The sequence below is a fragment of the Zhongshania sp. genome, assembly GCF_029212375.1.
In the GTDB taxonomy this organism is placed as follows: domain Bacteria; phylum Pseudomonadota; class Gammaproteobacteria; order Pseudomonadales; family Spongiibacteraceae; genus Spongiibacter.
This window is the reverse complement of sequence record NZ_JARGNU010000005.1, coordinates 135,122-157,665: the sequence shown is the minus strand read 5'-3', so window position 1 is coordinate 157,665 and position 22,544 is coordinate 135,122. Positions and strand designations below refer to the sequence as shown.

Annotated in this window: 20 protein-coding genes; 11 read left to right on the top strand and 9 right to left on the bottom strand. The window is 51.4% G+C overall.

Features of this window, described 5'->3' with window-relative positions; translation table 11 throughout:
- Positions 1-33: 33 nt before the first annotated feature.
- On the bottom strand, positions 34-231 hold the full coding sequence (locus P1U47_RS07460) for a CPXCG motif-containing cysteine-rich protein (protein WP_301028058.1): 198 nt from the start codon (positions 229-231) through the stop codon (positions 34-36).
- Between the two features lie 249 nt (positions 232-480).
- Between P1U47_RS07460 and P1U47_RS07455 the strand changes: the two genes are divergently transcribed.
- The 4 genes from P1U47_RS07455 to P1U47_RS07440 all read left to right on the top strand — a co-directional run bounded on the left by P1U47_RS07455 (position 481) and on the right by P1U47_RS07440 (position 4,600).
- The gene (locus tag P1U47_RS07455) at positions 481-1,482 is read left to right on the top strand and encodes an AraC family transcriptional regulator (protein WP_301028057.1); all 1,002 of its coding nucleotides are present in this window, start codon (positions 481-483) and stop codon (positions 1,480-1,482) included.
- 288 nt (positions 1,483-1,770) lie between these two features.
- Positions 1,771-2,850 carry a phosphotransferase gene (locus P1U47_RS07450; protein ID WP_301028055.1) on the top strand — a complete coding sequence of 360 codons (1,080 nt, stop codon included), beginning with the start codon at positions 1,771-1,773 and terminating at the stop codon, positions 2,848-2,850.
- 58 nt (positions 2,851-2,908) lie between these two features.
- Positions 2,909-4,045 (top strand): hypothetical protein, encoded by a 1,137-nt coding sequence (locus P1U47_RS07445; RefSeq protein WP_301028053.1) that lies wholly within the window; start codon positions 2,909-2,911, stop codon positions 4,043-4,045.
- Positions 4,046-4,195: 150 nt separating this feature from the next.
- Positions 4,196-4,600, top strand: a complete 405-nt coding sequence (locus P1U47_RS07440) for a carboxymuconolactone decarboxylase family protein (RefSeq protein ID WP_301028052.1) — start codon at positions 4,196-4,198, stop codon at positions 4,598-4,600.
- Positions 4,601-4,678: 78 nt separating this feature from the next.
- On the opposite strand, the gene P1U47_RS07435 is transcribed toward P1U47_RS07440, so the two are convergent.
- The 5 genes from P1U47_RS07435 to plsB all read right to left on the bottom strand — a co-directional run bounded on the left by P1U47_RS07435 (position 4,679) and on the right by plsB (position 11,509).
- Positions 4,679-5,470, bottom strand: a complete 792-nt coding sequence (locus P1U47_RS07435; RefSeq protein ID WP_301028051.1) for an SDR family NAD(P)-dependent oxidoreductase — start codon at positions 5,468-5,470, stop codon at positions 4,679-4,681.
- A 2-nt stretch (positions 5,471-5,472) separates the two neighbouring features.
- Positions 5,473-7,014, bottom strand: coding sequence for an AMP-binding protein (locus P1U47_RS07430; protein WP_301028050.1), 1,542 nt, complete (start codon positions 7,012-7,014; stop codon positions 5,473-5,475).
- 862 nt (positions 7,015-7,876) lie between these two features.
- Positions 7,877-8,482 (bottom strand): GNAT family N-acetyltransferase, encoded by a 606-nt coding sequence (locus tag P1U47_RS07425; RefSeq protein ID WP_301028049.1) that lies wholly within the window; start codon positions 8,480-8,482, stop codon positions 7,877-7,879.
- Between the two features lie 113 nt (positions 8,483-8,595).
- Positions 8,596-8,985 carry an MAPEG family protein gene (locus P1U47_RS07420; protein WP_301028048.1) on the bottom strand — a complete coding sequence of 130 codons (390 nt, stop codon included), beginning with the start codon at positions 8,983-8,985 and terminating at the stop codon, positions 8,596-8,598.
- A 40-nt stretch (positions 8,986-9,025) separates the two neighbouring features.
- Positions 9,026-11,509 carry a glycerol-3-phosphate 1-O-acyltransferase PlsB gene (plsB, locus tag P1U47_RS07415; protein WP_301028047.1) on the bottom strand — a complete coding sequence of 828 codons (2,484 nt, stop codon included), beginning with the start codon at positions 11,507-11,509 and terminating at the stop codon, positions 9,026-9,028.
- 280 nt (positions 11,510-11,789) lie between these two features.
- Here plsB and P1U47_RS07410 point away from each other — a divergent pair, with 280 nt between their 5' ends.
- The 7 genes from P1U47_RS07410 to P1U47_RS07380 all read left to right on the top strand — a co-directional run bounded on the left by P1U47_RS07410 (position 11,790) and on the right by P1U47_RS07380 (position 20,138).
- Positions 11,790-13,289 carry a YdiU family protein gene (locus tag P1U47_RS07410; protein WP_301028045.1) on the top strand — a complete coding sequence of 500 codons (1,500 nt, stop codon included), beginning with the start codon at positions 11,790-11,792 and terminating at the stop codon, positions 13,287-13,289.
- 49 nt (positions 13,290-13,338) lie between these two features.
- A complete protein-coding gene (locus P1U47_RS07405; protein WP_301028044.1) occupies positions 13,339-13,761 on the top strand; it encodes a DUF3010 family protein in 423 nt (140 codons plus the stop codon).
- A 29-nt stretch (positions 13,762-13,790) separates the two neighbouring features.
- Positions 13,791-14,297, top strand: coding sequence for a M48 family metallopeptidase (locus tag P1U47_RS07400; RefSeq protein ID WP_301028042.1), 507 nt, complete (start codon positions 13,791-13,793; stop codon positions 14,295-14,297).
- A 252-nt stretch (positions 14,298-14,549) separates the two neighbouring features.
- Complete coding sequence (pilV, locus tag P1U47_RS07395) at positions 14,550-15,005, top strand: type IV pilus modification protein PilV (protein WP_301028041.1); 456 nt, start codon at positions 14,550-14,552, stop codon at positions 15,003-15,005.
- 10 nt (positions 15,006-15,015) lie between these two features.
- On the top strand, positions 15,016-16,044 hold the full coding sequence (locus tag P1U47_RS07390) for a PilW family protein (protein ID WP_301028040.1): 1,029 nt from the start codon (positions 15,016-15,018) through the stop codon (positions 16,042-16,044).
- A gap of 9 nt (positions 16,045-16,053) precedes the next feature.
- The gene (locus P1U47_RS07385; protein WP_301028039.1) at positions 16,054-16,572 is read left to right on the top strand and encodes a PilX N-terminal domain-containing pilus assembly protein; all 519 of its coding nucleotides are present in this window, start codon (positions 16,054-16,056) and stop codon (positions 16,570-16,572) included.
- 17 nt (positions 16,573-16,589) lie between these two features.
- Positions 16,590-20,138: a PilC/PilY family type IV pilus protein gene (locus P1U47_RS07380; RefSeq protein ID WP_301028038.1), complete on the top strand. Its 3,549-nt coding sequence runs from the start codon at positions 16,590-16,592 to the stop codon at positions 20,136-20,138.
- A gap of 149 nt (positions 20,139-20,287) precedes the next feature.
- Here the strand turns inward: P1U47_RS07380 and P1U47_RS07375 are convergent, their stop codons facing one another.
- From P1U47_RS07375 to P1U47_RS07365, 3 genes are all read right to left on the bottom strand, one after another.
- On the bottom strand, positions 20,288-20,827 hold the full coding sequence (locus P1U47_RS07375; protein ID WP_301028036.1) for a YfaZ family outer membrane protein: 540 nt from the start codon (positions 20,825-20,827) through the stop codon (positions 20,288-20,290).
- Positions 20,828-20,918: 91 nt separating this feature from the next.
- Positions 20,919-21,440: an RDD family protein gene (locus tag P1U47_RS07370; RefSeq protein ID WP_301028035.1), complete on the bottom strand. Its 522-nt coding sequence runs from the start codon at positions 21,438-21,440 to the stop codon at positions 20,919-20,921.
- A gap of 194 nt (positions 21,441-21,634) precedes the next feature.
- Entirely contained in the window at positions 21,635-22,477 is an 843-nt protein-coding gene (locus P1U47_RS07365) for a methylated-DNA--[protein]-cysteine S-methyltransferase (protein WP_301028034.1), read from the bottom strand.
- Between the last annotated feature and the right edge of the window lie 67 nt (positions 22,478-22,544).

Genomic DNA, 22,544 nt, shown 5'->3' with positions numbered 1-22,544 from the left:
ACGAAAGTCTAATTTTTAGGTTCTGCTTCGCGTTTAAAAAGCGTCATTTTCACTAAACACCTGCACCCGCGGTAACTCGTCCTCATCAATGGCCACACTCACCACCATTGGCCGGCAACACACCTCGCAATCTTCGGTGTACTGCTGCTCCCCCTCAGAGCTATCAACCAATAACTCCACGCGCTCGCCGCAATACGGGCAGCGCGCCACCACAGACTCTAGTGCATTCATATACCCTTGCCTCACATATTACGGATGAACGGGTGATGAACCTTATAATGGACGGCTTTCCATAAAAAGTGCAAATTGGACCGCCTATCGATATAAATAAGGTAGCAACTGTATCTTAATTGAGTCATTGCGAAATGACTGACATCCTCGTTTCGCTGAACAATAACAACGACTGTCACACATTTCGGTATAGGGAAATACGTGTTAAGTGAAATAAACGCCGCGAACAGCCCAGCGTTAAGGATAATAATGTATTTAGTTAGGTCTGGCGCCGTCGAGGGCATCGACACCCTTGTGCGCAAACTGGGTAGCAACCCCAATCGCATTAAAGAAAGCGCCGGACTGCGACCTGCGCAGTTTCGCGACCCCAATAGTTTTTTGGCGCTAAGTAAACTATCGCTGTTGCTCGAAACCGCCGCGCGCAGCTGTAAGTCTCCGTATTTTGGGGTTTTACTTGCCGACCATCAGGATTGGCATGTGCTGGGCGAACTGCCGATTAATATCTGCCAAGAACCAACAATAGAAGCTGCCATACACAAGTTTGGTAAGATTCTGTTTTTGCATGCCGGTGGTATCGAAATTACGATCGCGTCTTGCCGAAAACAAAGCCAAATACAGTTTCGCTATCTCTTCGGCAACGCCGACGACATGCTCCAGCTTTATCAAATTTCCTTAGGGCAATTATGCCATATTTTGCTCAGTCTCCTTGGTTCAGACAAAGGCATTCTCAGCCTCCACCTTAGGCAAACAAAACCAAAAACCGAGCAGAGCTTTACCAGTAAACAGTTCTCAAACATCCAATTTTCTAGTGCGTTTAATGGTATTTCTATCACGCCAGAGGCCCTTAAAATCAAGCCTCGTCTTGATAATGAGATGATTAAGCAACACTTTGATGATTACCTGCATCACCTCCAAAACAATTTCCCCAACAGCTTCAGCGATCAGCTCAAAGCACTGATTGGCAGAATGCTGCCGTCCAGCGATTGCAGCTTACGCAATATTGCCCAAGCGCTCGACCTTCACCCCCGAGAATTGCAGCGGCGGCTGCAAGCGGAAGGCACCTCTTATATAAAACTGATACACGAAACCAGAGAAAAAATTGCCAAGGAATATCTCGAAAAAAGCGATATCGCTATTACCGATCTGGCGCTAAACCTTGGCTTTGCCGAAACGGCCTCTTTTAGTAGAAGCTTCCGCACATGGACAGGTGTATCTCCCAAGGCATGGCGTAAAAAAGCCATGGCGAGCTAAGCCACTAAGCCACGCTAGCGGCCACGCCCTGCGGCCGTTGAAACACAGACATACACCAAGCAGCACCATTAAAATCCGGCGTTAATCTTTCAAAAACGTAGCAAGCCAGCTTGTCGCAATCCATCAATTCTATGTCGCATTCCGACAATTTTTTAGCTCAGCTGCGCATAGAATAATGTTCGAAACGTGGCGTATAAGCCGCCACAGCTAATAACAAATAAAAGCAAACCTCGCAAAGCCATGCTCTGCAGGCATTCTAATAATTACGATATCTAGGCGGGTAAATTGATGAACGAATCCATATCTATCATTCCCAATGCAGATGGCGTTACCGCAGATTTTATCAACGCGCAATTGAATAGCCACGGTCATCCGGTTCAAATCAGTGCTATAAGCTCAGAGCCCGTTGGCGCAGGGCAGGTCGGCGACACTTATCGCTATCACTTGCAGCACGAATCCGCCGCGAGCGAGTTTCCCCGTGTGATGATTGGCAAGCACCACTCCGCCAATACCGACAGCCGCGCCGTGGCCAAGCAGTTGTCGCTGTACCGCAACGAAGCGCTGTTCTACAAGCATATAGCCCCTAGCGCCGGAATCTGCAGTCCCCATGCGTATTTGGTTATGCACGACGACAGTGATCGCTTTTTGATGTTACTAGAAGACGTATCCCCCGCCCGCGTTGGTGATCAACTCGGCCTAACAACTGAGCGGGAAGCACGCATGGCAGTGTTAGAAGCGGCCAAATTGCACGCCTCGCACTGGGGACGCAACGATATTGTTAGCAAAGGCTATATTCAAGCGCCAGACCTAGCGCAAGGCATTGGTTCACCGGCCGCAATACAACAATGCTGGGACGGCTTTAAAGCGCGGTTTGGCGATATTGTCTGCGCACCGCATTTAAAGATTGTAGAACGCTTTGTAAAAAACAATAGCCACTGGAATAGGCCTTTAGATCGACCGCGCTGCATTACCCACAACGACTACCGCCCCGAAAATATGCTTTTTTCCGAAATTGAAAACAGCAAACACCCGCTCTATGTGGTCGACTGGCAAACCCTGAGTTTCAACTATGGCGCCTCCGACGTTGCCTACTTTCTCGGCGGCAGTTTTGAAGAAAATCAGCTGGCCATTATGCAAGAACTCTTGCTCCCAGAATATTATGACGCGCTGTGTAGCCAAGGTGTTAGCGACTACAGCTATGCGCAGTTCTACCGCGACTACCAGTATTTTTCATTTGCTGGACTCACCATCACCATCATTGCATCCATGAGCGTAAAGCGCACCGAGCGCGGCGACCAATTATTTAACAAGATGCTGTCGCGCTACTGCCATCAAATTGAGATTAACGACGCGGCGCGCTTTTTATAATTACTGCGCAGCCGAAGCGGCGACAAAACCAAAACCACAAACATAACGAGGCGTTAACATGATTACAAAAGGCGATGACTACCCTATTCACCAAACCGCAGATCCAATTGCGTTTTCTGGCACCGACCGTAACTTTTACGACCGCTATTTTTTTAATGGTTACACCGACGACGGCCAAAACTACTTTGCCGTGGCCTTCGGGGTTTACCCCCATTTAAATATTGCCGATGCTCACTTTTCGGTGATACGTGACGGCAAGCAGTACAGTGTGCACGCGTCTCGGCATTTGGGCATGGAGCGTCTCAATCTTGAGGTTGGCCCAATCGCAATTAATATTATTGAGCCGCTGCAAGTACTCGAAGTTGTTATCGACAATTTCGAAGGCATCAGCGCAACAATCCGCTTTGAGGGCAGTGCCTTTCCCATTCAAGAACCGCGTTTCACTCACCGCTTTGGGCCGCGAGCGTTTATGGATTACACCAGAATGACCCAGCGCGGCACCTATACAGGCTGGATAGAAATAGACGGCAAAAAGCAGCAACTCGACGAGCAATACAGCGGCATTCGCGACCGCTCATGGGGCATTCGGCCCGTTGGCGAATCAGATCCCCAAGCCTTCGCGCCCGCCGTTCCCGCTGGCTTTTTTTGGATATGGGCGCCGGTAAACGTTGCAGGCACCAGTTATTTCTTTCACGTTTGCGCCGACGGCAACAGCACCATATGGAATAAGCGCGGCGCAATTGCGCCCGATGGCAGCAGCGCCGAGCGCATTATTGAGGTGAGCGACACCGAGGTGATCTGCGACTTTCTCCCCAAAACCCGTTACCTAAAGTCGGCGACCGTAACCCTGCGACCAGAACGCGGCACCGAGATTTCAATTAGCTACCAACCAATCACCCGCTTTCTGATGCGTGGCTTGGGCTACTTCGACAAGAAATGGCATCACGGTAAAAATCAAGGTCCACTGTGCATTGAGCGCGAAGACTTAAACCCAGCCGAGCTCAATGTTGCTGACACCGAGAACGTCCACACACAGGCGATTTCGAGGGTAGAAGTAAAGCGCAATGGCGTCATGATTGGCAGCGGCATCGGCATATTGGAGTCGCTCGTGCAAGGGCCAAACACCCAGTTTGGTTTTAGTGAAGCGAACGACACCTTTCAAGCAAACTTTACGCCGGTATCCAATCGTCTATAAAACAGTTCTAGTAGCTGATATTTATGGAAAGCTTAACAATCTAGACGTAATTCACTGCAATGCAAAAATCCGCTCGCAATATTGCTTGGGGATTTTTTAAACTCTACAGGTTACCATTTGCAGCTAATAAACCCTCAGTGGATAGTGACTATGCCCGATAATAAAACAACTAAAATTAAGGATACCGCCGCAGCACTCTTTGACGGCTACAACGACGAAAAGCCGTATGAATTATGGTTAGGCTTTGACAAAGAGTTAGCCAAAGGCATATCCCGATTTGTCGTCGGCGACATGTACGCCCGTGATGTGCTGCCCCGCACCACACGACAATTAGTTGCCATTGCTGCACTCAGTGCAATGGGCAAGCAAGACGAACTCAAATTGCATATTCACGCGGCGTTGAACGTAGGCTGTAAACCACGGGAAATTTCAGAATCTATTTTCCAAATTGGCGTTTACGCCGGTTTTCCCGCCATGAATAACGCGCTTGTTACGCTGCGTACCGTACTGGAAGAACATAACCTTTGGCCACTTGATCAAAGCTCTGCTGATTAAATCAGGTTCGATAAAAATTAGGCCTCAGCAAAATAAGTTTACTGAGGCCAATATCGTTAACATTAGTCTTGAATCTATTTAAAGCGCTTTGATTGCCGCCGCAATATTAGGCTGCCCAGTGTGAGCGGTCGCGCCCCCGTCAACGGCCCAAATTGCACCCGTTACGTAACTAGCATCATCAGATGCAAGAAATGCCACAACCTTGGCGACTTCTTCGGGCTGTCCGGCACGGCCAATGGGAATAGAGGCGGGCCATGACTCACCCAAACCGAGGTCGTCAATTAACGCAGTTAGCGGTGTCTGAATAAGGCCCGGGCAAACCGCATTCACCCTAATGTTTTCTTTGCTGTGGTCCACCGCTAAATTACGTGTGTAATTCACCACTGCGCCCTTTGAGGCGTTATAGGCAGAAAAGCCATAGTCGCCCCCCAAACCAGAAATCGATGCGGTATTAATGATGACCCCTCGACCACCGCGGCGCATCAAGGGAATAGCCAATCGACAGGCGTAAAACACGGCGTGCACATTCACCTCAAACACCTTCTGCCATTCGTCCGGGCCCAGATCAGGCGTTGCGTGAAAACTGCCGATACCGGCATTATTATGCAAAATATCCAAGCGCCCAAAATGGGCATCGGCGGCATTCACCAATGCCTCAACCTCTTCCCGACGTGACACATCACAGCGCTGAAATATAGCCCTGTCTTGGCCGCCCAGCTCAAGTGCAAGCGCTTGGCCTGCCACCTCATCAATATCGGCTAATACTAGCTTTGCACCGCCAGCCGCTAGCTCTCTTGCCGTTGCCGCGCCAATTCCAGAGGCGGCACCGGTCACAATCGCAACACGGTTCTTAAATCGTTCTAATGTCATTTTTATTGTCCTTCTTCTGCTTCGCGGCGCAGTTCGCGCTTGAGTATTTTCCCCGCGCCGGATACCGGCAGTGGCGCGCTGCGAATATCGTAGCTGCGAGGAATTTTGAACCCCGCCAAGTCTTTGCGCAGCGCGGCAGTCAGCGCCTCGGTATCAATACTTTTACCGGGTTGCGGCACAATCACCGCATGAATGCGCTCACCCCACTGCGCGTCAGACACACCAATTACAGCGCACTGGGCCACGCCGGGAAAAGCGTAAATAAATTGTTCAACCTCAATAGAGAACACGTTTTCTCCGCCGGTGATGATCATGTCTTTAAAGCGGTCGGTCACGTAAACGTAGCCATCATCATCCATATAACCGGCGTCGCCGGTATGCAACCAGCCATCTTGTAAGGCTGCGGCGGTTTGGGCTTTGTCTTGCCAGTAACCGGTCATTACACTGCCGCTGCGCGCCACAATTTCACCGACCTCGCCATTCGCCATAGCCGTGCCATTTTCATCAACAATACACACATGGCAGCCCGTTACTGGGCGCCCTGCCGCGCGGCGACGAGCAAGATGTTCGGCTGGCGGATTATGATCTGCCGATTCAAAAATAGTAATAATAGGCCCAGCTTCGGTTTGGCCATAAAGCTGAATAGGCGACACATGGGGCAGAGCGTTAAGCAAACGCAAAATAGTTTGCTCAGCCAGTGGCGAGCCGCCATACCAAAGTCGGCTAAGACTAGTGGTGTCAGTTGTCGCCAACGCGGGGTGATCCAATAACATCTGAATCATCGTAGGTACCAACACCACATCCGTTATTTTATGCCGCGCTACCGCATCTAGAAATGCGCCAGCCTCAAAGCCCGGAATAGTAAAGTGGGTACCGCCGATATACGTCACCCCGTAAATAAACTCTGCGTCGGCAATATGAAACATCGGCGCCGCGTGTAGATAGCGCAACTCGGCTGGGTTAGCACTGCGACCTGCCCACATGGCTAAACTGTGAACATGATGATTAGCCTGCGACAACATCACGCCTTTTGAGCGACCAGTAGTACCACCGGTATAAAAAATGCCAGACAAATCATCGCCACGTCGGCCCGCATCTTCGCAGGGCTCGTGGTCGGCAATTAACTTAGGAATATTTACATCCGCTTCACCAGCATGAATACCCACCACCGTCGCGAGCAAACCTGTTTCGGCAATCGCCGCCAAAGTTACATCCTTTAGCGCCGAGTCTACAAATACAAAATTACTTTCCGCGTGGCCCAATATATAGGCAATTTCCGGTACGCTAAGCCGCGTATTCACCGGCACCACCACCCCGCCAGCCCACGCGACAGCGAACATGGCATCGAGATAGCCAACTGAATTAAGAGCAATAATCGCCGCCCGATCCCCCGCCTTCATGCCCTTTGCCCGCAGGCCTGAGGCAAGACGCGCAATATCGTCTCGCCATTGCCGCCACGTTCTCGCCCCATTTTCGCCAACAATGGCAGTGCTATCTGCTCGCATTTGCACACCGCGATGCACGGCTTGGGTAACACTCATCATTTTTATTATCCCTCTTTTTTTGTAAAGCTCAGCGCAGCCTTGCAACAAACTAATACCTCATCAAATTGTGCTAGACATACGTAAGCAAAAATTAATGCTATGAAGAGATCAGTTGTAGCACAAATAATAATAAAAATGCCCACACCGCAACGCGCTATGAAAAGATTATAAAGTGACAGTCCTGCCTAGTTCTTGTGCCAGAATTGCGCATCGACAATGCGCTTGCACCAAACTTTGGTTAGCGGCGCCAACCACATTGCAAGGTACATTTCACCCATCAGGTATTTACTTTGGCAAACGAGTGGGAATGTCTCTACCGTTCACATCCATTAACGACGCCGTCATGCTGGACATAATTCAACATCAAGTGCAGTAGCCGTGAACCGCTTCAGTGGTATTAGATTCTGAATCAAGTTCAGAATGACAGTTCGCTGCGTTCAGAATGACATTTCGCGGCGCTCTGAACGACGATACGTAGAGTTCCGAAGATGACGCGTAGAGCTCTGAAGGCGATGCGTAGAGTTCCGAAGATGATGCGTAAAGTTCCGAGGACGATGCGTCGAGCTCAGAGACTGTGTGACAGCAATGGCAGCTGCGCCGTAGCAACCGCACATTAGGGCTTAACCCAGTTCTCCGCTCTTGGGCTTGGGACGCTATTAAATTCTTTTATGCTATTGGTGACGATAATTAAACCGCGAGATCGAGCGTGGCCTGCAATCATTTGATCTTAAAGTCCGAGGCTTACCTACCTTTGCAAGTTCTGCGCGTATTTGGCCGGTGTGGTAGCGGCAGTGTCGTCATAAACCAAGACTTCTAATGCCTCTCCTAGCGACATACCTTTGTGTAAGCTATCTAACCAAGACTACCCGATTACGGGTCCCAATTTCGCCGTAAGATGCTGCTTAACCCCAAGCCATTCATTGCTGATTATGGTGAACACCACGGAGTCGCGCACGCGGCCGTCGGCCATTACCATGTGGTTGCGCAGGATGCCTTCTTGCTTGGCGCCTAGCCGCAAAATGGCGTTGCGCGAATTTTGATTGAGGAAGTCGGTAACAAACTCGACTCGGTTTACTTTGAGTTTTTCAAAAGCGTGTTCCAGCATCAAGAGTTTGGTTTCGGTGTTGATGTGGGTTTTTTGATGGGATTTGGCAATAAAGCTAAAGCCAATTTCTACCCTTTTATTGGGCGGGCTGGCGCGCATATAGCGGGTTGAACCAACAATTTTGCCGCTGGCTTTATCGATAATGGCAAAAACGAGGCCATCGCCCTCTTCTAGCGCGTAATAGGCGTTGCCGATAAATTCGTCGAGGTCCTTGGGGTGAGGGACTTTGGTAACAAAAATATTCCACAGTTCGCCGTCGGATATCGCCTCGCTCAAGCCGTCTTTGTGACTGATTGATATTGGCTCTAGGCGCACTCGCGGGCCTTCCAAGGTGACTTTGTCGAAGACCTTATCAAACACCATGACGTTTCTCGCTTTAATCCATTAATAACGATAGAAATGCAAAGCCGATGCCAATCCTAAAGAGGCCAAACAATAGGCATCGAGTGAATTAGCGCGATGCCTATTTAAACAGCTTAGCCAGCGAAGGCTGCCATCGCGCTGCCGATAAGACTTCCGAAAACCAGAATAATGGTGGCCAAGCCGCCAATGCCAAAACCCAAACTGCGCTTTGCGGCAGCGGCCATATAGCCTTTGCAATACAGGGCGCGACCAATCACAAATACGCCGCCTAGGCCAGCGGCTACTGGCGCACTCACATACATGGCAAACAGCCACATGGCCGGAATGACTAATACCATCTGCTCTAAGGTATTTAACTGCACGCGCAGCATGCGCTCTAATTTTGGGTCACCGGTCATCGCGGGGGCTTGAATGCCGGTTTTACCCCGTGTTACGCCAACCAGCATCACAAACACAAAATACTCAATCAAAATTAAACTCATTACCACGGCGACTAAAGCCATTATGTTTTCCTTATGGTGACGTTATTTATAGTTAATGTTATTACGCGGCTTCTGCGCCGCTATTAATGGCCTGTTTGCGAATCAGCTGCTGCATGCTCTGCTGCACGTCTGGCCCCAATAGCGCCACCCAACGTTTAGACAAAGCCTCTAGACGTTTATCAACGCGCAGCAACTGCTGTTCATCGCGCTCTTCCACCAGTAGTAAGCCCTGCTGAATGAGGGTGTCCATATAAACACGGAACAAGTTTTTGTCGAAGTATTCTGGCGCCTCGCGGCCACTTAAAATGGCCAAGCGCTGTGCCATTTCAATGGTGTGCTGTTCTATATCCATACGCGGCGCGGGGGTATCTGAAATCTCTTGCACCAGTAGCAAGCTGGTTACGGTGTAGCGCTCAAAGGTTTCTCGCAATATTCGCCCAAGGCCGGTGAGTACTGCGTAGGTCTCGGTGCCAACATCGGCGCGGCTCAGGCTGCCGTCTTGTGCATTGCGGCTAAGTAAATTTAAGGCGATAAAATTATCGATTTGCGCCTTAACATCGGCAGCGCAATCTTCTAGGCGCACCCGCAAGAACAACTCTTGCTTCACAAAGGGGTACAGGAGCACGCAGGCCTCGATGAGTTCGGCCTCGTTAACGGTTTGACTGTGCCGAAAGAAACGCGCAATCAAGCTTGGCAGCGCCAAAACATGCATTACCGAGTTGCGGTAATAGGTCAGCATTACTGCTTCTTTGCCAGTCGCGGTGATGATTGGCCCCCAGGGGTGTTCGATTCGCGACAGGCCAGCGGTGCGCGCCGCTTGTTCAAAAATCTCTGCGGCGCTGCCCTCGGGCAAGGTTACGTCTGGGCTGTAGGGCAGGCGTTTTAATAGCGCAATAAAGTGGTCGATTTGCAGTAGCAATTCGTCTTCGGCCATGGCCCGCTGGGGGCTAGACAGCAGGATCATCGACACCAAGCCTATGGGGTTGACCACCGCCGCGGCATTGATCCGCTCCATGTTTTCCTGGGCGATATAATCAATAACCGCGGGCACAAAGCTGCGATCTCCCGCCTGTGCCAATTTCCGCCAATTGGGCTCGATATGACTAAAGCACTCATCCAAACTCAGGGGGTCGCCAAAGGCGACATGGGGGCTGCCGTAGGATGATTTAAAAATTTTGCGCGCTTTTAGCAGGCCGCCAGCCGACTCGCTCTGCTTGCTTGCACCGCGCAATTCCTTGACATACGAGGCGCTCTCTACCAGCTTGTCGTAGCACACATAAATCGGCACCATCGCCACTGAGCGCCCCGGTTGCTGAAGAAAACTCTCCACCGTCATTTTTAACACGCCTTTTTTGGGCGGCAATAAACGGCCGGTGCGGCTGCGGCCACCCTCGGGGAAAAACTCCATGGGATAGCCGCGACTCAGAATTACGTCTAAATACGATTTAAATATCGCCGAATACAGGGGCTGACCACCAAAGCTGCGGCGAATATAAAACGCGCCGCCGCGCCGCAGCAAGCCGCCCACCGGCCAGAAATTAAGATTTACACCGGCGGCAATATGGGGCGCAACCAAGCCTTGCACATATAGAGTGTAAGAAATTAACAAATAGTCGAAATGGCTGCGGTGCGACGGCATGTAAATAAGCTGGCGGCTATTGGCGGTCTCGCGCAGGCGATCGATATGATAAATATTAAGACCGGCAAAGATCTTGCGAAACACCCAGCTAAGAATCAGCTCCAGCGCGCGAATCATGCGGTCATCGTAGTTTGCCGCTATTTCCTCGGCCATCTTACGGGCCTTTTTATTAACCGCCGCGGCGTTTTCGTCTGGCGACTCCAGCGCGCTCGCAATGGCATCACGCACTGATTGCCGGCGCAGTACCACGTCTACAATCCGTTGCCGAGACAATAAATGCGGCCCTAAGGTTGCGGTTGCACGCCGCGAAAAATAGAAAGACATTAGGCGCGCTAGCATGGCCGCCGCCGCGGCGGGATCTTGCTTGCGCTCTACAAACTTGTCGAAGGTTAAGGGCTGCGCAATATGCACCAGCACATTGCGCCGCTGGGCAATAATAATCAGCAGTTTGCGCAGTGCACCGGCGCGTTCGCCGTCACCTAATAGCAGTTTAAAGAACGAGGTTTCACTGCCGGGGTTGCGGCCCCAAAAAATCGACACCGGCACAATCTGCAAGGGGTAATCGCCCTGCGCGGCCTGCTTTATAAGCCCCGCCATGGTTTGCTGCCCGCGTGAACCGCCACGCTGGCCAGCCAACACCGGCAAATACAGGCACGCCGCACGTTCGGCATCTGGCAATTTGCCAGGCGACGCCCGCAGCAGGGGAAGGTTGTGGGCTTTAAAGATGCGCTCTAGCAAGAAACGGTCGGTCCAGCTGTGCAAGCGCAACACATAGCACACTGGCTTGCCCTGCAGTTCGTCGTGCAAGGCCTCGTCAAATTGCAGTAACTTGGGCTTTACGCCGACGAGGAATGGTGCCGACAACAGCCGACACAGCACAAAAAACAAACGGGTAAACCACGGCATAATGCTCAAATCCTTAGTTATATAGGGCGCTCAATTATGTTTTTAGTTTTACCCTTGGGGTCAGCGCCTAAATTGGCCCGTTTTAGGCCACTGGCGGCGATTTTACTTGGTCTGGTCGCTCCCGTCTCGTATTTCACCAACCTTGCCAACACGCCCCCAGCAGCCAACAGCAGCAGCGCCACTGCAGGAAATACACCGCTATTAAGGTACAATCCTCTTAACTACACCGGCGCTCACAGTCTATACCCGCCGTTTTACCGTTTTTATACAGGCCAATGTCATGACGCCATCATCCAGCCCTGAATTTGACAATACTTACGCCGAGCTTCCCGAGCGCTTTTACAGCAAGCAAGCGCCCAGTAGCGTCGCTAATCCGGGCCTCATTCGAATCAATACCGAGTTAGCCAAGCAGCTCAATATTTCGCCTGAATGGCTGGCCTCGCCAGAAGGCATTGCCACTATGGCGGGCAATCACGTACCTGCCGGCGCCCAAAGCCTAGCAGCGGTCTATGCTGGCCACCAGTTTGGCGGTTGGAACCCCCAGCTTGGCGATGGTCGCGCGGTATTGCTCGGCGAGCTAATGGGCCGCGACGGCATACGCTACGACTGGCAGCTAAAAGGTTCGGGGCGCACCCCTTACTCTCGGGGCGGCGACGGCAAATCGCCGCTTGGGCCGGTAATCCGCGAATATATTCTCTGCGAGGCCATGGCGGCGTTACATATTCCAAGCACCCGCGCCCTAGGTGCGGTGACCACTGGCGAGATGGTATTTCGCGACCAAGGTTTGCCGGGCGCCGTTTTTAGCCGCGTGGCCCGGAGCCATATCCGCGTTGGCACCATGCAATTCTTTGCTGCCCGCCGCGACACCGAGGCATTGCAAATACTGAGCGACTATTTAATAGCGCGGCACTTCCCCGCGGCAGCGCAAACCAGCAACCCCGTGTTAAGTATGCTCAATGAGATTATTGGCCGCCAAGCCAAACTCATCGCCCAGTGGCAATCTGTCGGTTTTATTCACGGCGTAATGAACACCGACAATATGCTGCTGTGCGGCGAAACGATCGACTACGGCCCCTGCGCGTTTATGGAAAGCTATGATCCTGCAACCGTATTTAGCTCGATCGACCACAATGGTCGTTACGCCTATGGCAACCAGCCGGCGATTGCTCATTGGAACCTTATGCAACTCGCCCAAGCGCTGCTGCCTATTTTAGATCCGCGCCCCGAAGCCGATGAAGACAGCGCAGTAGCCATCGCCCAAGCAGCCATTGACGGGTTTCAAAACCTATTTTTGGTGGCTTACCAAGATATTATTAAAGACAAACTTGGCGTGAGCAGCTTTACCGACGCCGACGACAGCCTTTATCAAGACTTACTCACCTTGATGAAAAAAGAGCGTGTCGACTTTACCCTGTGCTTTCGCCGCCTTGGCGAGTTAGCCAATGAGGGCGCCTGCATTAACAGCAGCATTCGTGAGTTATTTGAATTTAGCGACGCCTTTACGCCCTGGCTGCAACAGTGGCGCCAGCGTCTAAGTGACGACCCGCAAACTGCCGAACAGCGCCAAGCGCGAATGTTTAAAGCCAATCCGGTATTTATTCCGCGCAATCATTTAGTGCAAGAAGCCATTGCCGCCGCTGAGCGCAAAGGCGACTTTAGCTTTTTCAATCAATTGGTGGAGGTGCTCGCCAAGCCCCACAATTTTGACCCACAAAAGCTGCGCTACGCCATGCCCGCCAAAAGCAATGAGCAAGTACTGCAAACTTTTTGCGGAACGTAATTTTTAAAATACAAAACATCAAAACTAAAACTAAAACTAGGAATACAAAATGCGAATTTGTGGTGTAGAACTCAGCGGCAATGATGCCGTAATTTGTTTGCTTAATTTAGAGAAACAGCAATTTAATATTCCCGATTGCAGGGCCCGCAAATTAAGCCTAGCGAAAGAACATGGCCGCGAAGAACTTGTGCAATTTCAAGCGGCCTTTGCAAAGTTAATGAGCGATTACAGCGTAGACAAAGTCGTTATAAAAGGCCGTTTAACAAAGGGCAAATTTGCCGGTGGCGCCGCCAGCTTTAAACTCGAAGCCGCTATTCAGTTAATTGCCAATCTCGACGTGCAGGTGCTAAACACCAGCCAACTCAAAGCCGCCATTGCCGAAAATCCCTGCCCTATCCAGTTTGCAGATACCGGATTAAAGCAATTTCAAGAAGCCGCATTTACCGTTGCTTACGCGGCGCACGCAGCGTAATTAAGGGCGGGCAGCAGGCGACGATAACAGTGATTAATCTCAACTTAAAATACCTGCAAGCCTACCCTGAGCATTTACAAAACCAAGTGCGCAAACTCATCACTGAGCAGCGCATTGAAGCCTATCTAAATCAGCGCTACGGTCAAGTTCACAATATTCAAAGTGACAAAGCGCTCTACAGCTATGTGACAAAACTAAAACAGGAAAACCTGCGCAACGCGCCGCAAATCGACAAGGTATTATTCGACAACCGCCTCGACCTCACCCACCGCGCACTCGGCTTACACACTGCGGTATCGAGGGTGCAGGGCGGAAAATTAAAGGCCAAAAAGGAAATTCGTATCGCCTCGCTATTTAAGGCGACAGCACCCGAGTTCTTAGAGATGATCGTGGTTCATGAACTCGCCCACCTTAAAGAACACGATCACAACAAGGCCTTTTACAAGCTCTGCGAATACATGTTGCCAAATTACCACCAATTAGAATTTGATTTGCGAATTCACCTTACGTGGCAAGAACTTAAAACCGCGCAGTAAATAGTATTGCGTTTACAAACAAATAGTTAAAAACCATCCGCTGAAAAAATGGCCGCCAAATAGGTCCTCGCTAATCACAAGGTAATTATCAAAACCGAAAAAATGAGTCATGGCTTTTTTATTTCTACGCGATTCTTTCTAGACAATCACCGCAAATGTCTGCCAAAATTCTGAAGATGTATTTATTTAGTTCTCTATGATGCTCCCCAGCTGTATTGCGCTGTAGATCAATACTTGCAAATGGAATTTGCTATGACAAAACCTCAGCACTCTACTGGCTATAGCCTAATTGAAGTCTTGGTCGCACTCTTAATAACCACCACTGGTGTGATGGGCAGTGTTGCTACTCACCTCAATGCCATTAAATTCAATCAAACTGCCGATGTGCGCTCCCACGCCACCTTGCTGGCTTATGAAATAGTCGATCGCATGCGCGCCAATCGCAACGCCGCTTTATCGGGTAATTACACTATCGCCCTCAGTGCCGACGCACCTAGTACAACGCCGAGCACCATCGCGCAAATTGATATTCAAGACTGGTTCACCGCCATCGGATCGCGCTTAACTGCCGGTGATGGCGCCATTGACAAAAATGGCAATGTTTTTACGGTTACCGTGCAATGGGACGAAAGCCGTATTAGCCGCAGCCGCGAAGCCGATGCTAACGGCGGCAATACACAGTCCTTTGTGTTTACCACCGAGCTGTGAGGTGGGCAGCATGACCCGACAATCTCAATCTGGTTTTGGCATTGTTGAATTGATGATTGCCATGACACTCGGCTTGTCACTCAGCGCGGCGGTGATTCAAGTGACCCTCGCCAGCCAGCGCAGCCAGCGGGTGCTCGAAGCATTGGCGCGACTGCAAGAGAGTGGCCGTTTTGCCGTAAGCTTTCTGCGCAAAGACATACGTATGTCGGGTTATATGGGCTGTCCAAACGTGCAGCGCATCCCCGTGAATGTGATTGCCAAAAATCCACCAGCTGATTTGAATTTTATTGCCGCTGGCGTACTGGTGGGCGAGGACAACGTTGATGCCAACAATGATTACGACGCGCTAGAAAATACCGACATGCTGTTTATACAGCGGGCGGTCACCCCCGCCGCGACACTCACCGGTAATATGGCCGCAGACAATGCCAATATCCAAATTAACAGTAATCCCGCTGGCCTCGAAGCCGACGACTACGTGTTTATTACTGACTGCATTACCGCCGATCTCTTCAGTGCCACAAATGTTTCTAACGACAATGGTAATAGTGGCCACATCACCATTGCTCATGCCAACAACAATAATATAACGAATAAGCTCAGCAAGGTTTACGGCAGCGATGCCGAAATTATGGGTTTTCAATCACTCGTCTATTTTGTGCGCGACTCAGGCCGCAACACTCCTGCGGGCAACCCAATTCACTCGCTGTGGGTGCAGGCCCGCAACCTTGGCGGCGCCGCGCCCGTTGCCACCGAACTGGTGGAAGGAGTTGAAAACATGCAAATTAGCTACGGCGAAGATACTAACGACGACCGCAATATTGATGTGTACCACACCGCCGCCACCGTCGGTAATTGGGCTGCGGTTTTGAGTGTGCGTATTGAATTACTGCTGCACAGCACCGACGACAACATCGTTGGCGCCGCTGGCGAGTTCGTGCAAAACAACCTGATATTCAATGGCGCACCGGTGCCCAGTGATCAGCGTTTGCGGCAGGTATACAGCACCGCTGTCGCCATCCGCAACCGCCTGCCGTGAGATGCACTAATGACCTCAGCCACGCTAAGCAAGCAATCCCAACACGGCGCAGCACTGCTTATAAGCTTAGTTTTTATGCTAATTCTCACCATTATTTGTGCCAGCGCCCTGCAGTCTACCACTCTGCAGGAGCGCATGGCGGGCAACGCGCGCGACACTAACACCGCGTTTCAAGCCGCTGAAGCCGCCCTCCGCGAGGGCGAAACGGTATTGCAAGGCGCCTCTGCAGGCCCCTTCGACGGCAGTAATGGCCTATACCAACAATGCAGCGGCGCTGGGGCAGAATGCACGCCGCCCGACTGGAACGACCTCGCCGCCACGGGCTGGCGCACGGTCAATACCATCGCTGGGGTATCGAGCGCGCCGCAATTTTATGTTGAGGAACTCACCCAAATAGATGACCCCGTCGCACCATTGGATGCCGGCACGCCAGTAAAATTAATTACTAATTACCGCATCACAGCTCGCGGATTCGGGGTCAGCGACCGAGCCATGGTTGTGCTGCGCACTATTTATCGCCGCGAATAAAACCTCGAGGACCGTGTATGAACGGTAACGCCGCCCTGCGCTGGGCACAGCACACTCTCGTTCTAATGCTGCTCGCACTGGGCTCAAACAATGGCCTAGCGGCGCTTGATGTTGCCGATACGCCGCTGTCGCTCGCCACAGGTGTTACCCCAAACATTATCATTGCGATCGACGACTCCGGCAGCATGGACGCAGAACTGCTCATGCCCACTAACGATGGCGCCTTGTGGTGGCATACCGGCAACGAGAGTTTTATTGGCCTAGATAAAAGCGATGTTGCAGCGCCTGACACCCTAAATTTCAATAAGGTCGGCGGCGCAAACGACACTTGGAAAAAGTACATTTATCTTTTCCCCAACGGCACCGGCACGGGTAAGCGCGTGTATAGCGATTCCAATAACGATCACTACGCCGTGCCGCCGATCCCAAGCTTTGCCTTTGCCCGCTCCCCAGACTATAACAAAGCTTATTTTAATCCTGAAGATCGCTATGTGCCGTGGCCCAGTGTTGGCAGCAAGTCTTTCTCTAACATTACAGCAAGCAGTGCACCGAGTGACCCCAACGTGGGGACATCCACGTTTAATCTGACTGCCGATATAGATAACGACAGCGAAAACCACACCTTCCGATTTCAGCAGGGAATGACAATCCCAAACAATATAAGTGTCGCCGGATACCCCAGTGACAAGAAGGTAAAATACTACCCTGCTACATTTTATTTACAGAACCCACTACCCGCCAGCTATGGCTACACCGGAGCCACCTTAACCGGCTATGCACCCAACGGTTCAAGTACGCTCATTGGCTATGAAATTAAATCAGCCAATTTTTCGACACCGGCAGCCTATACCGCCATGATGCAAAACTTCGCCAATTGGTTTTCCTATTATCGCAAACGCCATTTAGCAACCCGTGCCGGCGTCGCACAATCTTTCTTCGACGTAAATAATGCGCGGCTTGGCGAATTCACCATTAATAACCGCAGCGACGTCACGATGAAAACCTTAGCCAATAGTGATGACCGCAATAGCTTTTACAACACACTCTACTCTCGCGGCGGTAATAGCGGCGGCACCCCCAACCGTGAAGCCCTCAATCACGCCGGTAGCCAATACCAGCGCAGCAACGACGACGCGCCAATTACCCACGCATGCCAAGCCAATGCCGCCATTCTTTTTACCGATGGCTATAGCAATGTTAGTAGCATTAGTGGTGTTGGTAATGAAGACGCAGGCAAAGGCGCGCCCTACGAAGACACGGCGAGCTCCACCATGGCCGATATCGCCATGAAATATTACGACAACCCCCTGCGCTCAGATTTTGCGACTGGGCAAGTCCCTGTTGCCGCCGCGTGCAACCGTCAATCGCCGCCACCCGCCCTAGACTGCAAAACCGATTTACACATGCTTACCTATGCCGTTACCTTGGGCACCGGCGGCATTTTATATGACCCAAACAACCCTGCAGATCCCTATACCAGCCCACCAAACTGGCACACCTCATTTGAAAATCGCAGCCCCACTGCTATTGACGATTTGTGGCACGCCACCATCAACGGTCGCGGTGCCTTGCTAATTGCGAGCAAGCCGGTAGAGATCGCCGAAAAATTAAAATCGGCCATCACCCAAATTTTACAATCAGTTGGCTCATCTTCGTCTATCGCCACAAACTCCACCCGCCTAGATTCCGACACCATAATATTTCAAGCTCGCTACGACAGTCGCGACTGGTCTGGGCAAATACTGGCTTATGAGGTTGGTAGCGATGGCGCCCTAGCGGAAGAAAAATGGGACACTAACACCAATGGCGGCATACCCGCTCACGGCGACCGCAATATACTCACATGGATTAGCCCTGCTACGGGCGCAGAATCGGCGGTTAATTTTACGTGGGATAATTTATCTGCAACTGAACAGCTAGCCCTCACTCTTGATGTGGCCACCGCGGATGTGTCACTTGAAGGCCCGCGGCGCGTAAATTGGCTGCGGGGCGACCAAAGCCTAGAGGGGGTCAACGCCAACTACCGTGTTCGCTCGCACTTACTTGGCGACATTGTTAACTCCAACCCCTATTTTCACTGGGGTCAAAACTACGGCTTTAGCCGTTTGTCTGGCACCGCTGGCATTAGCTATGCAGCCTACCTCGGCGCCAAAAAGACCAAACCACCCATGTTGTATGTTGGCGCCAACGACGGCATGTTACATGGTTTTAATGCAGCTACCGGTGTAGAGAGTTTTGCCTACATACCCAAAAGCGCCTTTGGCAATCTGGCCTCGCTAACAAAACCCGATTACACCCATTCATATTTTGTAGACGGCTCGCCGCTCGTGATAGACGCCTATTGGGATGATACATGGCATACCATATTGGTCGGCAGCAGCGCAGCGGGTGGCGGCTCGGTATTTGCCATTGATGTCAGCGATCCCGCCAACGTCGACGCCAGCGATGTGCTGTGGGATTTTCACACCACAGCGGGCGCCAGCAATAAGCTGGGCCTGAGTATGAGCAACCCTGTTTTGACTCGGCTCGCAAGTGGTGACTGGGTTGCCCTTTTTGGCAACGGCTATAACAGCGGCGACACGGTAAAGCTCTTTGTGGTTAACCTTAAAACGGGGAATTTAATCAAAGCGATAGACACCGAAGTTTCCGGCAGCGATAACGGTCTTGGCGATATTTTGGCGGTAGACAGCAATAGCGACCGCATTGCCGAGTATGTCTACGCTGGCGACCTCAATGGCAATGTGTGGAAATTTGATTTAAGCAGTAGTAACAGCAACCAGTGGAAGCTTGCCTTTAAATCTGGAAACACGCCCAAGCCATTATTTGTAGCGAAAGCCCCCGATGGAAGCACCCAGGCCATTACCGCAGGGATGACCTCTGGACGCCACCCCGATGGCGGCATCATGATTTATTTTGGCACGGGTAAATATTTTGAGCGCGGCGATTCCCTTGTCGCTAATTCGCCGCAATTACAAAGTTTTTACGGCATTCGCGACAACGGCAGCCAAATCTCGGCGCGCAGTAATTTACAGCAGCAGACTATCACCTATGAGGGCACGCCCACGCTGCGCGGTGGCACCGCTGAGTTTGCTGTTCGGGTAGTGTCGAATACCACAGTAGATTACAGCGCCAAAGCCGGTTGGTATCTCGATTTAATAGGCCCTTCTGCCGCCGGCGGGGCTGGCGAGCGGGTGATTGACCAAGCTATTTTACGCAATGGCAGGGTGATTTTCCCTACCCTCATTCCCTCGGCCGATCCCTGCAACTTCGGTGGCACTGGCTGGCTAATGGAAATCGACAGTATTAATGGCGGTCGCCTCGCCGACACGGTGATTGACATCAATGGCGACGGCTTAATTAATGACGACGACATGGCCAATCTCAGCGACGAATTCTTTCCGCCCAGCGCCAAAAAATTCGATCAATTACTCACTCGGCCAGGCATCATTGGCGCCGGTGAAAAAGAGTATAAATACACCTCCGGCTCCCGCGGTAGTATTGGCCTCACTGTTGAACGGGGAACGGGCAACGAATTGGGCCGACAAGCGTGGTGGCAACTGCGATGATATCGCGCAAGCCAAAAACTGGCGGCGATAAGGGCGCTATCTCGAGCAGCGCCCTGCACTTGTTTATTATTTCGCGTTTTAGAAATTTTGCGTTAAAAAAGCCCCGCCTTGTATAAAAAGCAGGGCTATTCTTAATACTAGGCGCAGTCTTACAAGCGCAGCTGTAAACGCACAAAGCCGCCCTCTTCAAACTCAAACTTGTTACGCGCTTCTACATCGAACTCCATGCTGCCGTAACCGACCTGAATAGCTGAGTTCTGAAATAGACTGAACTCGGCACTGAGCGACCATTCATCGTAACCTTCAATATCGCCAAAGCCCGTCGCATCTGGCGCGTAATACAAGCCCGCCCGTAAGCGCACAATTTCATTTAAGGGCAAGCTTACATCGCCACCAAACGCGACCGCGCCACCGTTTACATCGGCGTCGTCACCTTCAAGACCAATCGCTTTAGCCCCTACTCGACCACTCACAGCGCCACGCTGACCATTGGCATACAAGCCCAAGGCGACCATGTCGGCGTCGTCATCGTGATGTAGCCAGTCCAGTTGCGCACTGCTTTCTGGGCTCATGTCGCCAGCAACTGACACGCCAAAGGTGTCTGAGCCAAAGCGAAACGCGACACCGCCGGCCAATACCGAGCTGCTCGCGCTAGCCAATAGTAAAGCTGCAATAAAGGGGGCTTTCATGCTACTGATTCTCCTGTTTACAAAAATCTAAAAATAAAATCGCTACCATACACGTTACCAGCCGCAACTGCCTATATGATCGCGTTTTTTACTACCGCCCCTGAAACCGCACGGGTTCCTTGGCCTTGTCGCTAATGACCACCGTACCCGCAAGTTTGTCGTGCCAGCCCTGTTTACGGCGATCCAAACCAACCCAAATAAAGCCCAGCATCAACGCAAAGGTAGAAAGATAGTAACCCAAATAGCGAATCAGCCATTGTGACGTGGTGGGCTTGCCACCGGTTTTAGCGTCGACAATGCGGAGCTTCAGCACTAATTTACCTGGCGTTGCCGACTTGTAGAACCAAAACACCATAACGGCCACCGCGGGCAGAATATAGTTCAGCAATATGCTTAAGCCGCTGCTCATCCCCATAGCCTGGAATGACATTGTTGAGGCGTGCATGCCTTCACGCTCCATACTCGACCACTGGGCATCGCCCATGGTAAGGGCAAAAATAGGAATCAGCAGCAGGCCAAACAACATGGTGTCAATAATGGAAGCCAGCACCCGTATCCAAAAGCCCGCGTATTCTAATTTATCTGGTTCTGGTGATTGCGGTATAGCGTCCATAGGTACTCCACTGTGGTGAATTTAGCTGTCTACTGGCGGGTATTAATTATTAAAATAGACAGCAATGATCGGGCATTGTTGTAGCCAATGTGCAAAACAAGCCAAACTGCCGATAAAGAGGGATCATAGCAAGAGCACATTACAGCATCTACAAATTGGCAGCACACTCGCCACCATAAATACCTAGGGATTAGCTATCTTAGTGTTTGCGCTGCTTCGTGCACCAGCATAGCTTGCTTGCGCTGGGCACCCCAGCGATATTGACTGAATTCGCCGGTACTGCGAATTACTCGGTGACAGGGAATAAGGTAGGCAACGTGATTGCGGGCAATGGCACTGGCCACCGAGCGCACCGACGACGGAATTCCCATTGCCCCAGCCACTTGCTGGTAGGAGCACAGCTCTCCGTGGGGAATAGCCATTAGCGCCTCCCAGACTTTGAGCTGAAATTCGCTTCCCTTGAGCAATACCCGCAGCGGCGCCGCGGGATCACCGCGACCTGAAAACACTTGCCTAAAAACGCCCGCTAGCGCTGGCTCATCCCGCTGTAAATCTGCCGCTGGCCACTCTTGCTGCAACTCCTGCAGTACAGCGACCTCTTGGCTCGGTTCGTCAAAAAAGGCCATTTTGCAGATCCCGCGCTGGGTAATCGCAATAAGGCAGTAACCAAAAACCGAAGTTTGAACGCTATAGGCAATCTGCAAACCCGCCCCCAAACTGCGATACTCGCCAGGGGTCATGCACTCAGCTTTAATCATTAAATCGTGTAAGCGACCGCTGCCGCTCAAGCCGCTGGCGAGCGCCGCCTCAAGCACGCTCGATTTGCGCAGCTGTTGTTTGGCCCGCTCCTTGGTCAAGAACTGCAAAAATTGCTTGGGCGAGATACCTGCCCACTCCGAGAATATGCGCTGCAGATGAAACTCGCTCAGACCAACATGGCTGGCCAACTCAGCCAAGCTCGGTTGCGCGGCCTGTCGCTCACTAAGATAGTGAATTGCCTTGGCCACCCGCTGATAATTTATATGTTGTTCTGTCATAACGCCCCAGCGATCGTCTGCGTAATTAAAATAAGTGTGCCTTTCACACCTTTATCTTGCCACCCGA

Coding starts and splice junctions, on each gene's coding strand:
- P1U47_RS07460 (WP_301028058.1), bottom strand. CDS start 231: ATGAATGCACTAGAGTCTGTGGTGGCGCGCTGCCCGTATTGCGGCGAG.
- P1U47_RS07455 (WP_301028057.1), top strand. CDS start 481: ATGTATTTAGTTAGGTCTGGCGCCGTCGAGGGCATCGACACCCTTGTG.
- P1U47_RS07450 (WP_301028055.1), top strand. CDS start 1,771: ATGAACGAATCCATATCTATCATTCCCAATGCAGATGGCGTTACCGCA.
- P1U47_RS07445 (WP_301028053.1), top strand. CDS start 2,909: ATGATTACAAAAGGCGATGACTACCCTATTCACCAAACCGCAGATCCA.
- P1U47_RS07440 (WP_301028052.1), top strand. CDS start 4,196: ATGCCCGATAATAAAACAACTAAAATTAAGGATACCGCCGCAGCACTC.
- P1U47_RS07435 (WP_301028051.1), bottom strand. CDS start 5,470: ATGACATTAGAACGATTTAAGAACCGTGTTGCGATTGTGACCGGTGCC.
- P1U47_RS07430 (WP_301028050.1), bottom strand. CDS start 7,014: ATGATGAGTGTTACCCAAGCCGTGCATCGCGGTGTGCAAATGCGAGCA.
- P1U47_RS07425 (WP_301028049.1), bottom strand. CDS start 8,482: ATGGTGTTTGATAAGGTCTTCGACAAAGTCACCTTGGAAGGCCCGCGA.
- P1U47_RS07420 (WP_301028048.1), bottom strand. CDS start 8,985: ATGGCTTTAGTCGCCGTGGTAATGAGTTTAATTTTGATTGAGTATTTT.
- plsB (WP_301028047.1), bottom strand. CDS start 11,509: ATGCCGTGGTTTACCCGTTTGTTTTTTGTGCTGTGTCGGCTGTTGTCG.
- P1U47_RS07410 (WP_301028045.1), top strand. CDS start 11,790: ATGACGCCATCATCCAGCCCTGAATTTGACAATACTTACGCCGAGCTT.
- P1U47_RS07405 (WP_301028044.1), top strand. CDS start 13,339: ATGCGAATTTGTGGTGTAGAACTCAGCGGCAATGATGCCGTAATTTGT.
- pilV (WP_301028041.1), top strand. CDS start 14,550: ATGACAAAACCTCAGCACTCTACTGGCTATAGCCTAATTGAAGTCTTG.
- P1U47_RS07390 (WP_301028040.1), top strand. CDS start 15,016: ATGACCCGACAATCTCAATCTGGTTTTGGCATTGTTGAATTGATGATT.
- P1U47_RS07385 (WP_301028039.1), top strand. CDS start 16,054: ATGACCTCAGCCACGCTAAGCAAGCAATCCCAACACGGCGCAGCACTG.
- P1U47_RS07380 (WP_301028038.1), top strand. CDS start 16,590: ATGAACGGTAACGCCGCCCTGCGCTGGGCACAGCACACTCTCGTTCTA.
- P1U47_RS07375 (WP_301028036.1), bottom strand. CDS start 20,827: ATGAAAGCCCCCTTTATTGCAGCTTTACTATTGGCTAGCGCGAGCAGC.
- P1U47_RS07370 (WP_301028035.1), bottom strand. CDS start 21,440: ATGGACGCTATACCGCAATCACCAGAACCAGATAAATTAGAATACGCG.
- P1U47_RS07365 (WP_301028034.1), bottom strand. CDS start 22,477: ATGACAGAACAACATATAAATTATCAGCGGGTGGCCAAGGCAATTCAC.